10 protein-coding genes are annotated in these 15,798 nt (G+C 62.0%); 9 read left to right on the top strand and 1 reads right to left on the bottom strand.

Features of this window, described 5'->3' with window-relative positions:
• The first annotated feature begins 132 nt into the window (after positions 1-132).
• From H8S55_RS05545 to H8S55_RS05505, 9 genes are all read left to right on the top strand, one after another.
• Positions 133-1,053 carry a LysR family transcriptional regulator gene (locus H8S55_RS05545; protein ID WP_186878137.1) on the top strand — a complete coding sequence of 307 codons (921 nt, stop codon included), beginning with the start codon at positions 133-135 and terminating at the stop codon, positions 1,051-1,053.
• Positions 1,054-1,456: 403 nt separating this feature from the next.
• Positions 1,457-1,630 (top strand): alpha/beta-type small acid-soluble spore protein, encoded by a 174-nt coding sequence (locus tag H8S55_RS05540; protein ID WP_436233147.1) that lies wholly within the window; start codon positions 1,457-1,459, stop codon positions 1,628-1,630.
• Positions 1,631-1,833: 203 nt separating this feature from the next.
• Complete coding sequence (locus H8S55_RS05535; protein WP_366467448.1) at positions 1,834-3,504, top strand: nucleoside kinase; 1,671 nt, start codon at positions 1,834-1,836, stop codon at positions 3,502-3,504.
• A 489-nt stretch (positions 3,505-3,993) separates the two neighbouring features.
• Positions 3,994-4,863 (top strand): gamma-glutamyl-gamma-aminobutyrate hydrolase family protein, encoded by an 870-nt coding sequence (locus H8S55_RS05530; RefSeq protein ID WP_207721771.1) that lies wholly within the window; start codon positions 3,994-3,996, stop codon positions 4,861-4,863.
• Between the two features lie 371 nt (positions 4,864-5,234).
• A complete protein-coding gene (locus H8S55_RS05525; protein ID WP_186878134.1) occupies positions 5,235-8,744 on the top strand; it encodes an S-layer homology domain-containing protein in 3,510 nt (1,169 codons plus the stop codon).
• Positions 8,745-8,818: 74 nt separating this feature from the next.
• Positions 8,819-9,898, top strand: coding sequence for a prenyltransferase/squalene oxidase repeat-containing protein (locus H8S55_RS05520; RefSeq protein ID WP_186878133.1), 1,080 nt, complete (start codon positions 8,819-8,821; stop codon positions 9,896-9,898).
• A 207-nt stretch (positions 9,899-10,105) separates the two neighbouring features.
• Complete coding sequence (locus H8S55_RS05515) at positions 10,106-10,930, top strand: DUF4430 domain-containing protein (RefSeq protein ID WP_186878132.1); 825 nt, start codon at positions 10,106-10,108, stop codon at positions 10,928-10,930.
• Complete coding sequence (locus H8S55_RS05510; RefSeq protein ID WP_186878131.1) at positions 10,927-11,817, top strand: energy-coupling factor transporter transmembrane component T; 891 nt, start codon at positions 10,927-10,929, stop codon at positions 11,815-11,817. The genes H8S55_RS05515 and H8S55_RS05510 overlap by 4 nt, the downstream gene beginning before the upstream one ends.
• Positions 11,790-14,408: an ATP-binding cassette domain-containing protein gene (locus tag H8S55_RS05505; protein ID WP_186878130.1), complete on the top strand. Its 2,619-nt coding sequence runs from the start codon at positions 11,790-11,792 to the stop codon at positions 14,406-14,408. Before H8S55_RS05510 ends, H8S55_RS05505 begins: the two co-directional genes overlap by 28 nt.
• On the opposite strand, the gene H8S55_RS05500 is transcribed toward H8S55_RS05505, so the two are convergent.
• The gene (locus tag H8S55_RS05500) at positions 14,382-15,725 is read right to left on the bottom strand and encodes an alanine/glycine:cation symporter family protein (RefSeq protein ID WP_186878129.1); all 1,344 of its coding nucleotides are present in this window, start codon (positions 15,723-15,725) and stop codon (positions 14,382-14,384) included. The genes H8S55_RS05505 and H8S55_RS05500 overlap by 27 nt on opposite strands.
• Positions 15,726-15,798 lie beyond the last annotated feature (73 nt).

Below are 15,798 nucleotides of genomic sequence, written 5' to 3'. Positions count from 1 at the left end.
CTTCCAGGCGGTGTTGATGCGCGTTCCAAGCGGCTTTTCTCCAATCGGTCGACGATGAGAAACAGCTGACAGCATTGCATTGGTCATACTGGGGATCAAACGGAATATCGACGGGAGAAGAGGGAGCGTTTTATGGATCTGCGGCAGCTTGAAATATTTACTACGGCCTGCGAAAAGGGCAGCCTGTCCAGTGCCGCTGCCTGTCTGAACACCTCTCAGCCCAATGTGAGCAAAAACATCCGGGCGCTGGAGGAGGAGTTGGGCCGCCCGCTGCTGGTGCGCAGCGGCAAGGGGGTCCGGCCTACCGCCTATGGCCGGGCGGTGATGGAATATGCGGTGATCATGCGCAAGGCCGCTGAGAAGATCGCCTCCCTGGCAGTGCCGGAAGGGGAGAACAGCCTGCGCCTGTCCGCCTATCCCAGCCGGATGATTCCCCGGCTGATGGTAGAGTTCTACCGGGCCTGGGGCGAAGATGTCCACGTAGAATATCGCCAAGGCGGCGTGGAGGAGATCGTTGACCATGTTCATCAAGGCATTTCCGAACTGGGTGTGGTCTTTGTGGCCCAGAAGCGCCTGGAGGTCTTTCAGAACATCATCAATTATCGGCGGCTGTGCTTTCTGCCCAGAGGTACAAAGCGGCTGTGTCTCTATGTGGGCCCGGAGCACCCCCTGTACCGGGCGGAACAGATGGATATCAGCCAGGTGCCCGGGCTGAAGCTCATCCGGGGCGTGCGGGACTTCTTCTCGGTGGAGCACCACCTGGAGACAGTGAGCGTGGGGGCAGTGGATGCCCAGGAGCTCAGCCACTGGGTCTATACCAACAGCGACCACCTGGCCTCCAGCATGCTGCAGTACACGGATGTGTGCTGCCTGGGCGTGATGGATATCTGCACCCCCTACGGCAGCCCAGAGATCCACCGGGTGCCCATTCAGGGTGCGGACGGGCTGATGCAGGCGGGATATGTCTGCGACCCGGAGGTGCCCCTGTCACCCCAGGCCAAATGGATCATGGAACGCATTGACCGCGCCTTGGACGGCAGTGGGAATCCATAGACAAGGGAACATGAAAAGACAGCGGCTTCGTCTCTGAAAGGCGGGGCCGCTGTCTTTTGCGTTTAAAGGGAAGAAATCGGCCTTGGGACGATACCATGCCAGCACATCAGGCCAGGTCCTCTGCCCGCACCAGGTGGGTGCTGTGGTGCATCATGTTCAGCAGGTCCTCCTCGTCGAGGGTGCGGTTTCCTTTGACGAGCAGACGTTTATAGTGATGAGCTAGGAGTTGGCGCTGCAGGGACGAGTTTTGATGTTTTTGTCAAAAAGAGGCAGGACAGAACACGCATATCCGGGGCGCTGGGGGCCATGCTAGCAGTGGATGTTCCATCCACGACCCAACAAACCAAAAAGAGAAAAGGAGAAACGCATCATGTCTAACTCTAACAACAAGGGCAACAACATTATGATCCCCAATGCGCGCCAGGCCATGGACCAGTTCAAGATGGAGGCCGCCAACCAGGTCGGCGTAAACCTGAAGCAGGGCTATAACGGCGACCTGACCAGCCGTGAGGCCGGCTCTGTGGGCGGCCAGATGGTCAAGAAGATGATCGAGGCCTATGAGAACGGCATGAAGTGATCCCAGTCTGCTTAACAAAGTAGGCAAGTCTGCGTCCGCCCCTCTGATTTTGGAGGGGCGGGCGTGTTTTTGCGGAAAAGGCGACACCGGGCGGGCTTTGTCTCTTGAAGTGTCGGGCTGGGGCCGATATAATATTCTTATCCCCGACAGAGACAGAAATGATACACGGGCGGCGGTGACGCGGCCCGGAGGAGGATATGAACATGGAAAACAATCAGATGTTTCGTGTGACCATGGGCCAGACGACCCGGGACTATCCCGCCGGAACGACCTTTCAAACCATCGCGGACCAGGTGCAGGGGGACTATCCCCACGATGTTTTGCTGGTCAACCGGAACGGAAAGCTGTGTGAGCTGCACAAAAAGCTGGACCGGGACTGCGCCCTGACCATGGTCACGGCGGCGGACCGGCCCGGGATGCAGACCTATGAGCGCACCGCCCTGCTCCTGCTGCTGAAAGCCTTTTACGACACCGTGGGCCGGGATAAAATACGCCGGGTGCGTGTGGAGTATTCCCTGAGCCACGCCCTGTTCCTGCGTGCGATGGGGGACTTTACCCTGGACAAGGACCTGCTGGAGCGGGTGGAGGCCCGAATGCGGGTGCTGGCGGCAGAGAAAATGCCCATCGTCAAGCAGTCTATGAGCACGGACGACGGGGTAGAGCGGCTGCGGGCTATGGGCATGGAGGACAAGGCCCGGCTGCTGAGCTACCGCATCAGCTCTCGGGTGAACCTGTACACCATGGGGGACTTCACCGACTATTTTTATGGCTATATGGCTCCCAACGCGGGCTATGTGAAGTGCTTTGCCCTGGAGCCCTTTGAGGACGGCTTCGTTCTTCGTCTGCCCAGCCAGAGCGACCCGGAGCACCTGGGGGAGTTCCAGCCCTCTATCAAGGTGTTCCGTGCCATGCACGACATGGCCCGGCGCACGGCGACCATGCACATCGACAATGTGGGGGAGATCAACGACATGATCTCCGCCGGGCTGTCCACCCAGCTGATCCTGGGGCAGGAGGCCCTGATGGAAAAGCAGATCGGCGACATCGCCCAGGAGATCGCCCAGCGCCGGGATGTGCGCTTTGTGATGATCGCCGGGCCCTCCTCCTCCGGCAAGACCACCTTCTCCCACCGGCTGTCCACCCAGCTGATGGCCTGCGGCCTGACACCCCACCCCATCGCCACGGATAACTATTTCAAAAACCGGGTGCTTGCCCCCAGAGATGCCGACGGGCAGTATGACTTTGAATGTCTGGAGGCCATGGACGTGGAGCGCTTCAACACGGACATGGGCCGCCTGCTGCGGGGGGAGACCATCGATCTGCCCACCTATAACTTCAAGAAGGGGGAGCGGGAGTATAACGGCGAGCAGCTGACCCTGGGGGAGCACGACGTGCTGGTCATCGAGGGCATCCACTGTCTCAACGACCGGTTTGCCAGCGCCCTGCCCCGGGAGAGCATGTTCAAAATTTACATCAGCTGCCTGACCACCCTGAATGTGGACGACCACAACCGCATCCCCACCACCGATGCCCGGCTGCTGCGGCGCATTGAGCGGGATGCCCGCACCCGGGGCTACAGCGCCCAGGCCACCATCCGCATGTGGCCCTCCGTCCGCCGGGGGGAGGAGCGGAACATCTTCCCCTATCAGGACAGCGCCGATGCGGTGTTCAACTCCGCCCTCATCTATGAGACGGCCCTGCTGAAAACTTATGTGGAGCCCCTGCTCTTCAGCGTGCCCCGGGACAGCCGGGAGTATGTAGAGGCCAAGCGCCTGCTGAAATTCCTCAGCTATTCCCTGCCCATCCCCGCCGACGATGTGCCCAAAACATCCCTGGTGCGGGAGTTTATCGGCGGCGGCTGTTATCAAGTCTGAGCGGATAAAAAATTTCATTCGGAATACATATTGACACATGGGAGCATTCCATGGTATAAAAAGCTCGTTCGTTTTTTCGGACGCTGAGTGCCAAGCGCACGTTTTGACCATCCCCCATCCGGGGGGATCGAGGCTACACGGACGGCCGGGTCAAATGCCGAAAACCCGTCGAAGAGCCGGGGACCGCACCGCGGGTGCGGATTGGCAACGTGGTTGCCTTATTGATCGGGCGGAAGTGCCCGGATTTTATAAGTTCTGCGCCAAAGGGCGCGCACCGCTTGTAAAATGGTCAATAAGCGTGATAGGCTTCTGCACGGCAGAGGGGCGAACAAGCGTCACGGGAATGATCTTAGGACAGTACAGGGTATCGGTGCGCCGGGAGGGCAGACCGATACCCTGTTTTTGTGCCTGGAGAGAGCGGGGGAGAGGAGGGCAGGGGGACAGGCGTGATTCTAAAAAGAAAGCTGTGTGTTGATGATGAAGCACGTTATGAACAAGCCCAATAAGCTCCTGTCCCTGGCGCTGGCCCTGGGGATGACCGCCGCCCTGCTGGCCGGGTGCGGACAGCAGAGCGCCCAGAGCACCCAGAGCAATTCCGCCGGTTCTGCCTCCGCTGTCTCCGGCAGCCAGAGCAGCGCTCAGAATGCGGAGAAGGTCCGGGTGGGCCTGGCCTGGCTGGCGGACTTTGAAAACGGAGAGGTGGACGAGGATACCCAGGCCTATATCGATGCGGTGACCCGGGCCGGGGGCGAGCCCGTCCTGCTGGAGCAGGCCACCGATCTGGACAGCGCCAAGGCGGCCCTGGACACGGTGGATGCCCTGATCCTCACCGGGGGCGAGGACGTGGACCCCAGCTATTACAACGAGGAGCCCGACTCCATGCTGGAGGAGCCTAACCCCGCCCGGGATACCTCGGACTATTGGATGATGACCGCCGCCCTGGACGAGGACTTTCCTACCCTGGCCACCTGCCGGGGCATGCAGGTGATGAACGTGGTGTGCGGCGGCACGCTGTATCAGGACCTGCCCACCCAGTTTGACAGCGACATCCAGCACCGGGACCCGGAGCTGGTGGACTTCACCTATCACGATGTGACCATCGAGGACGGCAGCCTGCTCGCCCAGATCATGGGCGCGGGCAAGCTGAATGTGAACTCCTGGCACCACCAGGGGATCAAGACCGTGGGGGAGGGGCTCACCGTCACCGCTCACTCTGACGACGGTCTGGTGGAGGCCCTGGAGATGCAGGACAAGACTTTTATGCTGGGCGTGCAGTTCCACCCAGAGTGGCGGGTGGTGGAGGGGGATGACTCCTTCCTGCCCTTCTTCACCGCCCTGATGGATGCGGCAAAGAATTAAAACACAGATCCGGCATGTCCGGTCGGCAGTTTTTCGCTGCCGACCGGACGCTTTTTTGTTTACTTCCCGGCGGGGGGCGTGTTATAATAGCGGGCGAGATCTTATGCGGCGGTGGTTCCGGGAAACCGGACCGGGGGAATGGGGTGAGAGGCCCCGCGAGCGGGTCACTGTGATGCCCCCTGAAAACAGAGGGGATAAGTCAGAATGCCCGGACCGTCTCATAACGCTCCTGCCCACGCCGGGAGCCCACGGACCAGAGGGAACAGTGCGCCCTTTTGCGTCTGCGCGGCCTGCCAAAGCGGGCGGGTGCGGACGCTTTTCTCATGTCCCGCTCTCGGGACGCCCATTCAAGAAAGGAGAATTCAGGAGAGATGAAAAAGCGCGCATTATCCCTGCTGATGAGCCTGGTCATGCTCGTCAGTATGCTGCCTACCACGGCCTGGGCAGCGGAAGAAGATGTGACCAACAACGAAGTTGAGATATCGTTATCAGAGTGCAAAGAAATTGGCACGTATAATGACGAAACAGCGTATTTATTTGATGGAAATATTCCAAAAGACACGACGACAATTTCTTTTGTTGACTTTGAAGAAAAAATGTCCGATGAATATTCCATGATTGCTTCTATGATTGGAAATTCTATGGTACTTAGTACCTATAAAGCGCCAATTACACAGGGCTACGCCATGAATGCAACGGATGAGGATTGGGCATTCAATGAGACGTACACCAGTTATGATTTTTCTACGTGCAATGCGTACTGGATTTCTGATGATAAGGATGAAACGCATTACATTGTTGTACAACTGCCCGAAGATTTTTATGATGTAGAAGTTGAAGCTGATTTCACTGCCACGGTCAACGGCGGAGAAGCCCTGCCCTACACGGTGGAGAAAGATGCCTATTCTTACACCAACGACTATAGTAAGGTCACTACGACAGTAGACCTGTACACGGTGCAGATTCCCGTGGGGACTACCCAGGTGGATTTGAGTTACGACAATGCACACCTAACTTATAATTATCACTGGGAAGGCAAAACACCGATTTCTGTAACCGATTCTGACTATCTTTGTGGTTGGGTCAAGGACTCTACAGTGGGCAGTACCACTGTAAGTGTCCCCGTGGACTATGCACCCGATGGTGGTGAGTCCGACGGCTTGATCGACTATATCCAGGTGCAGAAACCATATAATGCAGATTGGAGCGGCGGCGACCTGCTGTATGCCATCACTTTTGAGTATGTCGATGTGCCTTTTACCGCCACCTGTAACGGTTCTCCCTTAAATATTACCGAACTGAACGAGACTGGCTACAATTATTCTTATGGCTGGCCCGTTGTTACTGCCGACGGCCCCCTGTACACTGTTACGGTTCCCAAGACGGCGAAGAGTGTGGACCTCAGCTTCCCGAAAAAGCAGATCGTCTATAACTACGATGGAAACGGCGGATATCTGTGTGACTATTCCAACGTGGATTGGCAGACCGGAACGGAAGAGTTGGACGGCATACTGCTGGATTCCAACGGGGACGGCAAGCTGGACTATGCTCAGATACAGAATCCCTATGCTGACAACGGGGCCAGCGGCGGCGAGTTTGTTTGTGCCATTAAGTTCACCTATCCCGATGGCACCACAGGCACCCCGTCTCCTGTCACTCCCAGCGGGGATGTAAGTTTCTCCGATTTGATCAACGGAATTGCCGCCTCCTATGCGACTGACGGCGCGGGCAAGGACAGCAACACTGCCTGGATCACGGCGGATATGGCTGTTTTCGCCAGCACTTATCCTGCCACGAGCTATCAGTTTACCAAGGAGCAGAAGCAGGATATCGTCAACTACCTGATCAATGCGACAGCCGACAAGAACCCAAAGGCAAGCGACCTGGCCAAGTCGATCATTGCTCTGATATCTATGGGCTATGATCCCAATGATCTGACCTCTGCGGATGGGGTGACATTCAGTGCTGTGGACAAGCTGGTGGCCATGATTAACGACGACAGCAACACCGCCGTGACCAGCGTCTATACCTTGCCATTTGAACTGATCGCCCTCAAGCAGTATGGAAACCGCTATGATGATGCGGTGGCCAAACTGAGAAAGTCTGCACTGGACCAGGCCTTGGAGAAAGGCGGCTGGGGCTATGTCTATGAAGGCAATGCCTATTTTGATGCCGATGCAACTTCTTTCATGCTCCAGGCCCTGGCCCCCTATTATTACAATGTCAATGGATTTGAAGATATCACAAGTATCATCAATAAAAGCAAAGGTGCGCTGATTCGGAATCTTAGTTTCAATGATTCTGGCGCTGTGGTTTCTTACGGCAGTCCTTCTACGGAGAGCACAGCCCAGCTGATCCTTGCGCTGACGGCCATGGGGGAGAATCCCAAGGACAATTTCCTGGGTAAAGACCTGACGAAGGGGCTGATGTCTGTGGCAGACAGCTCCGGGAAGGGTTTCCAGTATAGCGGTGTACTGAATGCGATTTCTACCGAGCAGGGCTTCCGCAGCATGTTGGCCATCGCAAACGCTAAGAGCGGAACGAAGTATTACTTTTATGATTTTGATACGGACGATCTGACCTCCGCTGCCTCTACAACATGGGCCAAAAACGCCGCTGTTTCCGTCAAGACCATCCCCGAAGATGCCGCTGTCGTGGTGAAGAGCGGGGAGACCGAGGTGGCTGCGGATAAGGTCCACGGTGCCTATGACCTGGCCGCCGGGGAGTACAGCTACACCGTCAGCCGCTCCGGCTATCAGACCAAGACGGGCAGCTTTACCGTCACCGAGGCTGAGGCCGCCGGCCACGCCCGGAAGACCATCCATGTCTCTCTGGTCAGTGCAGGCTCCGGCTCCGGAAGCGGCAGCAAGACGGTGAACGTCACTGTGAAGGTCATGGTGCCCCCCGCCGATCAGAGCAAGCGCTATACCTATAAGCACGATTCCAGAAGCTACACCAACCTGCTGACCACCACCGGCAAGGTGACTGTGACCGCCGGAAGCTCGGTACGGGATGCCTTTGTCACCGCTCTGGACCGGGATAAGATCGGCTATACGGAGCAGTCCAACGGCTACTTCCCGACGATTGGCGGCTGGTCTGAGTTTGAGCGGGGGGAGAAGTCCGGCTGGATGTATCTGGTGAACGGCTCCATGCCCTCTGTGGCCGCCCAGGACTATGAGCTGACGGGCAACGCCACCGTGGTGTGGTTCTACACCGACGACTACAGCAACGACTATGGTTCCGAGAGCTGGGACGACGACAGCTCCTCCTCCGGTACCACTACCACGCCCACCACGCCCACTACGCCCGCCAACCCTGTGCCTGACAAGGCTATGTCCTTTACGGATGTGAAGTCCAACGACTGGTATTATTCGTCCGTGCGCTATGCCTATGACAACGGCCTGTTTTCCGGCGTGAGCCATGACAGCTTCGGCCCCGGCGATTCCATGGACCGCTCCATGCTGGCCACGGTGCTGTACAGTCTGGACGGCAAGCCCGCCGCAGGCAAGAGCGGCTTTGCCGATGTGGCCGACGGCGCTTGGTATGCCGACGCTGTGGCCTGGGCGGCGGAGCACGGCATCGTCAGCGGCGTGGGCGGGGGTGCCTTTACCCCCGGCGGCACCGTCACCCGGGAGCAGCTGGCCGTAATGCTCTACCGCTACGCCCAGTATAAGGGCTATGACGTGAGCAAGACCGCCGACCTGTCCGGTTACGCCGACCAGGACAAGCTCAGTGATTGGGCGGCCCGGGCCGTGCAGTGGGCCTGCGGCTCCGGTCTGATGAACGGACGCAGCGCCGCTCAGCTGGCCCCCGAGGGCACTTTGACCCGCGCCGAGGCGGCCACTATGCTGAAGGCCTTCTGCGAAAACGTGAAGAAATAAACCCCATTCCTGTCCCGCCGCCTGTACCCCAGACGGCGGGACAGAGACGCACTTAGGGAGGAGACAACATGCACATGGGACGAAAAATCGGCAGCCTGATCCTGGCTCTGGCCCTGGCGGCAAGCTCTGTCACCGGGGCGCTGGCCGCAGCCTCCCCGGCGCAGGGGGCCTATGACCGGGCCGCCGCTTTTATCAGCAAGGCCGTGCCCGCCCCGGAGGTATCCAGCATCGGCGGGGAGTGGGCCGTCATCGGCCTGGCCCGGGGAGGGGCCGCCCGCCCGCAAAACTACGATGCGGATTATCTGAACCGGGTGGAGCAGACCGTGAAGGAGAAACAGGGCGTCCTCCACACCCGGAAGTACACCGAGTACAGCCGGGTCATCCTGGCCCTGTCTGCCCTGGGAGCGGATGCCCGGGAGGTGGGGGGCTACGATCTGACCCTGCCTCTGGGGGACTTTGATAAAACGGCTTGGCAGGGGATCAACGGGCCTATCTGGGCCCTGATCGCTCTGGACAGCCGGAACTACCCCGTGCCCCGGAACCCCCAGGCCAAGACCCAGGCCACCCGGCAGCTGTATGTGGACCGCATCCTGTCCAGGCAGCTGTCTGACGGCAGCTGGAGCCTGTCCGGAGAGGGACCGGGGGACGTGGACGTGACCGCCATGGCATTGCAGGCCCTGTCCCGGTACACCGACCAGGCGGCGGTAAAGCTGGGCGTGGACCGGGCGCTTGTGTGGCTGTCCGGTCAGCAGCAGGGGGACGGGGGCTTTGCCGCCAAAGGCACGGCCAACGCCGAGAGCTGCGCCCAGGTCGTGGTGGCGCTGGAGTGTCTGGGACTGCCCCTGACGGACAGCCGCTTTGTGAAAAACGGGGCCACGGCCCTGGACGCCCTGCTGGGCTATCAGCTGCCCGACGGCAGCTTCTGCCACGGGAAAAACAGCGGCAGCAACCTGATGGCCACCGAGCAGAGCCTGTACGCCCTGGCCGCCGTCAAGCGGGCGGAGCTGGGCCAGAGCGGGCTGTATGAGATGGAGGAGCTGGAGACAGACGATCAGACTGACCTGAGTGCCATCGCCTTTGCCCCCGGTCTGGTGGCGCTGCTCACCGCCATGGGAGCAAGTTCCTGCGGTGTGCTCTTGCTGCCAGGAGGATGACAGCGAAAGGCCCTCTCAGTCACGGCTTGCGCCGTGCCAGCTCCCCGCCGGGGGAGCCAAGTGGACGCTGGAGCAAACTCGCCTCCCCCCTTGGGGGAGGTGTCCGGTGGACACACCGGACGGAGAGGGCAGACGGAACGCCAGTTCCGTTTCCTGGGCGGGGGATTTTTCCGCCCGGGAAAGAGAACTGGAACAGGGAGAACGGCTATGAAAATGAACGGAAAAAAGTGGGCGGCAGCGGCGGCCATTCTGGCGGTGCTGGCCTTTGCCTTTTGGTACGGCGGCGACGCCCCCGGTCTGCGGGGGTGGTCCGCCGGAGAGGAGGGGAGCAGCGCCGGCGTGAGCGCCTCCGTGTCCACGGACGCTTCCCGATCGGAGCAGCAGGAGTCCCCGGAGAGCAGCGCACCGGACGCTCCCGCTCAGAAAGCAGAGAAACCGGAACCACAGCCTGACGCAAGCGTGGGCGGGGAGGGGGAGAAAGCCCCACCTGCTTCCTCCGCCATGGACATCGATCCCAAGACGGGGCAGGATCAGTATCACACCGACCCGGTCCCCCAGGGCAAGCCCGCCCCGGCAGAGCCGCAGCAGACGGAACAGGCCCCGGAGGTGAGCCGCTGCACCATCTCCATCTCCTGTGCCGCCATTTTGAACCACATGGACTGGCTGGACCCGGACAAGGCGGAGCTGGTCCCGGCGGACGGCTGGCTGCTGCCCGCCACCCAGGCGGAGTTCCACGAGGGGGAGAGCGTCTTTGACGTGCTCCGGCGGGTGTGCCGGGACAAGGGGCTGCACATGGAGTTTTCCAACACCCCCATGTATAACAGCGCCTATATCGAGGGGATCGGCAACCTGTATGAGTTCGACTGCGGGGAGCAGTCGGGCTGGATGTATGCGGTGAACGGCTGGTACCCCAACTACGGCTGCTCCCGCTATGCCCTGAAGGACGGGGACACAGTAACGTGGGTGTACACCTGCGACTACGGCAAGGACGTGGGCGGAGACTACTTTGGTCAGTCGGGGGACGAGACGTGAGGGACGGATTTGCAGGCTATCACCCGGCGGTGAACGCCCTGTTCTTTGCCCTGGTGCTGGCGGGAGCTATGGTGCTGGATCACCCCCTCTGTCTGGCCATCTCCCTGTGCGGAGGGGCGGCATGTCACCTGTCCATGATGGGACGGCAGAAGACGGGAAAGGCGCTGTGGTATGTGCTGCCTATGATGGCTTTGGCGGCAGTGGTGAACCCGGCCTTCAGCCATGCGGGGGCCACCATCCTGACCTATCTCCCCTCGGGCAATCCCCTGACGCTGGAGAGCCTGGCCTATGGCCTGGGGGCGGGGGCCATGCTGGGGGGCGTGATGGTCTGGTTTGCCTGCTGTACCCATGTGATGACGGCGGACAAGCTGGTGTATCTCTTCGGCCGGACCGCCCCGGCCCTGTCTCTGGTATTCAGCATGACGCTGCGCTTTGTGCCCCGGTTTAGCCGACAGCTGGGCCTGACCGTCCAGGTCCAGCGGGGCCTGAACGGGGGAGAGGAACCGGACGGCCTGTGGCAGCGGCTGCGCCTGGGGGTACGGGCGCTGTCCATCGTCATCACCTGGTCATTGGAGAACGGGGTGGAGACGGCGGACTCCATGCGCGCCCGGGGCTATGGTCTGCCCGGGCGGACGGCCTTTTCCATCTACCGCCTGATGGAGCGGGACCGGCTGGCCCTGGCCTGGCTGATGGGCTGGGGGGGCTATGTGCTGTGCGGGGCCCTGGCGGGTGGTCTGGGCTGGCGGTATTACCCCACCCTGCGGGGAACGGCGGTCACCCCGCTGACGGCCAGCTTTTTTGGGGCCTATCTGGTCCTGTGTTTCACGCCGGTCATTCTGGACTGGGAGGAGGGGAGACGATGGAGACGTTCCGCATCCAAAATCTGAGCTTTGCCTATCCCGGACCGAGCGGCCCGGCCCTGGAAAAGGTCAGCCTGGACGTGGCAGAGGGGAGCTTTCTGGTGCTGTGCGGTCAGTCGGGCTGCGGCAAGACCACCTTGCTGCGCCAGCTCAAGCCATCTATGGCCCCCCACGGGACCCGGGAGGGGACGATTTTATTCCGGGGCCGTCCGTTGGAAGACCTGGATCGGCGGGAGGAGAGCCAGGCCATCGGCTTTGTGAGCCAGTCCCCGGACAACCAGCTGGTGACGGATAAGGTGTGGCACGAGCTGGCCTTCGGATTAGAGAGCCTGGGGCTTCCCACCCCGGTGATCCGCCGCCGGGTGGCGGAGATGGCCAGCTTCTTCGGCATGGAGGACTGGTTCCACCGGGAGTCGGCGCAGCTGTCCGGGGGACAGAAGCAGCTGCTGGCCCTGGCCTCTGTCATGGTGATGCAGCCCAAGGTGCTGCTGCTGGACGAGCCAACCAGTCAGCTGGACCCCATTGCGGCGGAGGAGTTCCTGGCCGTGCTGGGCCGGATCAATCGGGAGCTGGGCACCACGGTCATTTTAAGCGAGCACCGCTTAGAGGAGGCCCTGCCCCTGGCTGACACCGCCGCTGTGCTGGACGGAGGGCGGCTGCTGGCAGCAGGAAGGCCCCGTGAGGTCGGCCGGGTGCTGAGAGAGCGGGGCCACGCCATGTTCCGGGCCATGCCAACCCCTATGCGGGTGTGGGCGGCGGTGGAGACAGAGACGGACTGCCCCGTGACGGTGCGGGAGGGGCGAAACTGGCTGAAGGACCTTCAAAAGGACCGTGGATTTCAGCCCTTGCCCCCGGAGCCGGTGCGCAGCTATCCCAAAGAGCCTGTTTTAACGGCGGAGGAGCTGTGGTTCCGCTATGACCGGGAGGGCCGGGACATTGTGCAGGGCCTGTCCCTCGCCGTGCACCCCGGGGAATTTCTGGCCCTGCTGGGAGGGAACGGTGCGGGCAAATCCACTGCGCTCACCCTGTTGGCAGGGCTGAACCGCCCCCAGCGGGGAGAAGTGACCCGGCGGGGAAAAACGGCCCTGCTGCCCCAGGACCCCAGGACGCTGTTTTTGAAGAAAACGGTGGAGGAGGACCTGCTGGATGTCAGCCGGGACCGGGAGGCGCTGGAGCGGGTATGTGCCCTGTGCGGCATGACCGATCTTCTGAACCGCCACCCCTATGACCTGTCCGGGGGGGAGCAGCAGCGCTCCGCTCTGGCTAAAATTTTGCTTCTGAAACCGGACGTGCTGCTGCTGGACGAGCCGACGAAGGGCCTGGACGCCGCCTTTCAGGACCAGCTGGCTGAGATCTTAAATCAGCTTCTGGCCCGGGGGGTGGCGATCATCATGGTCAGCCACGACGTGGCCTTCTGTGCCGACCACGCCCACCGGTGCGCCCTGTTTTTCCAGGGCTATGTGGCGGCGGAGGGGAGCCCCCGGGACTTTTTCTCCGGCAACCGGTTCTATACCACGGCGGCCGGCCGCATGGCCCGGGACATCCTGCCCGGAGCTGTCACCGCCCGGGATGTGACAGCCTGCTGCGGCGGAGCGGTCCCGCCCCTGGAGGTGATGCCGTATCAGCCCCGGGAGACTGCCCCGGCAGAGGAGCCGCCCAAGCCCCGCCCGCTGCCCATGTGGCGCAAGGCACTGGCGGCCCTGTCCGGTGGGATGGCGCTGCTGTCCCTGATCCGGGCCCTGCGGCTTACCGATCTGTCAAAGCTTATGACCGCCGCAGGACTGAGTCGGGCGGCGGGGGGCGAGCTTGGCCGGACGGCGTGGTTTCTGCTGTGGGCCTTTGTATGCGCCCTGGCCCTGGGCGGGGGAGAGAGAACGTCCCCCCAGACAGTCCAGGGCAGAAAAAAACTCCCCCGCCGGACCCGTATGGCGGCGGGGTGTCTGCTGCTGATGATCCCCGTCACCCTGTTTGCGGGCACCTTTTATCTTGGAGATCGAAAATACTATTTCATCGCTCTGCTGATGCTGCTGGAGGGGATGCTGCCCTTCTTTCTGGCCTTTGAGGGGCGCAGACCGGGGGCCAGAGAAGTCACCCTGCTGGCCTGCCTGTGTGCCCTGGGCGTGGCGGGGCGGGCGGCCTTTTTCATGCTGCCCCAGGCAAAGCCGGTGCTGGCCCTGACCATCCTGGCCGGGGTGGCCCTGGGGGGCGAGAGCGGCTTTTTGGTAGGCGGCGTGACCATGCTGGTCTCTAACATCCTGTTCGGTCAGGGACCATGGACCCCGTGGCAGATGTTCGGCATGGGGATCGTGGGCTTTCTGGCCGGGATACTGGCCCGGACGGGCTGGCTTCGGCGCAGCCGGGGAAGCCTGTGCGCCTTTGGGGCGGTGAGCGCCATTTTGATCTATGGCGGCATCCTGAACACCGCCTCTGCCCTGATGGCGGCGGGGGAGCTGAACCGGGGCGTGCTGCTGACCTATTACCTGGCGGGCTTTCCCATGGACTGTGTCCACGGTCTGTCCACGGCGGCCTTCCTGTGGCTGGGGGCGGAGCCCATGCTGGAAAAGCTGGAGCGGCTGAAGACCAAATATGGGTTAGACGGCTTTTTCAACGGCGTTTAACGTACCCAGCGCCTTGGGGGCCAGCGCGATGAGCCCCAGCAGATTGGGCAGGGCCATCAGGGCGTTGCACAGGTCCACCAGCTCCCACACCACGCCGCTCTCCCACACAGCCCCCAGGGGGATGCACAGCAGAAACAGGGCCCGGTAGAGGGGCAGCAGGCGATCATCCCCGGTGAGATAGCGCAGACACTGCTGGCCGTAATAGCTCCAGCCCAGGATGGAGGAGAAGGCGAACAGCAGCAGGCACAGGGACACCGTCCGGCTTCCCGCCGGCCCCAGCACCGAGGAGAAGGCCGCGGCGGTGAGGGGAGCTCCGGTGAGGGCCCCCGGCGAGCCGGGCTGCCACACTCCGCTGACCAGAATGACCAGAGCGGTGACGGAGCAGACCAGCAGGGTGGCCAGCGCTACCTCGAACATCCCCCAAAAGCCCTGCCGGACGGGACAGGCGTGGGCAGCGGCTCCGTGGGCCATGGCGGAGGGGCCCAGGCCCGCCTCGTTGGTGAACACCCCCCGGGCCACCCCATAGCGCAGAGCGGAGGCCACCGTCCAGCCCGCCCCGCCGCCCGCGGCGGCCCGGGGGGACAGGGCACAGGAAAAAATCAGCTGAAAAGCCCCGGGCAGGGCATCGGCCCGGCACAGCAGCACCCAGCCCCCGGCCCCCAGATAGAGCAGGGCCATGGCGGGCACCAGGGCGGCGGACACCCGGGCGATGCGCCCCACCCCGCCCATCAGCACCAGGGCGGCCAGGGCGGCGGTGACCAGTCCCGTACCCAGCCGGGGCAGGGCGAAGCTGGACTCTAATGCCTGGGCGATGGAGGAGGACTGGACCAGATCGCCCCCGGCCAGGGTGGCGGGGAGACAGGCCAGGGTAAACCACAGGGCGGCTCCCTTCCAGCCCAAGCCGTCCCGGAGATAGAACATGGGCCCGCCCTGCATTCCGCCTCCCGGGGCTGGGCGCTGAAAGCGGACGGACAGCAGCTTTTCCCCAAAGCCGGTCATCATGCCAAGCAGCGCGGACACCCACATCCAGAACACCGCCCCCGGCCCGCCCAGGGTCAAAGCGGTGGCCACCCCGGCGATGGAGCCCGTGCCCATGGTGGAGGCCAGGGCGGTGGCCAGGGCCTGGAGCGGGGACAGCCCGCTTTTTTTCCCTCGCTGTCGGCGGAGCAGTCCGCCCAAGGTGGCCCGCAGCCAGAGGGGCAGACCGAACAGCTGAAAAAAGCCGGAGCCCAGGGAGTAGACCAGCCCCGTGAATAAAAACAGCCCCAGCAGCCAGGGCTCCCACAGCATGTCAGCCAACGTGCCCACCCAGGACATAGCCCTCACCTCCGTCCCAAAGCTTATGCGGACGGAGAAAAAAATAGGCCGCGGGGAACCGGTTGGCTCCTCG

The sequence above is a fragment of the Flintibacter faecis genome (assembly GCF_014287875.1).
GTDB lineage: Bacteria > Bacillota > Clostridia > Oscillospirales > Oscillospiraceae > Lawsonibacter > Lawsonibacter faecis_A.
This window is presented reverse-complemented; position numbering and strand designations above follow the sequence as displayed.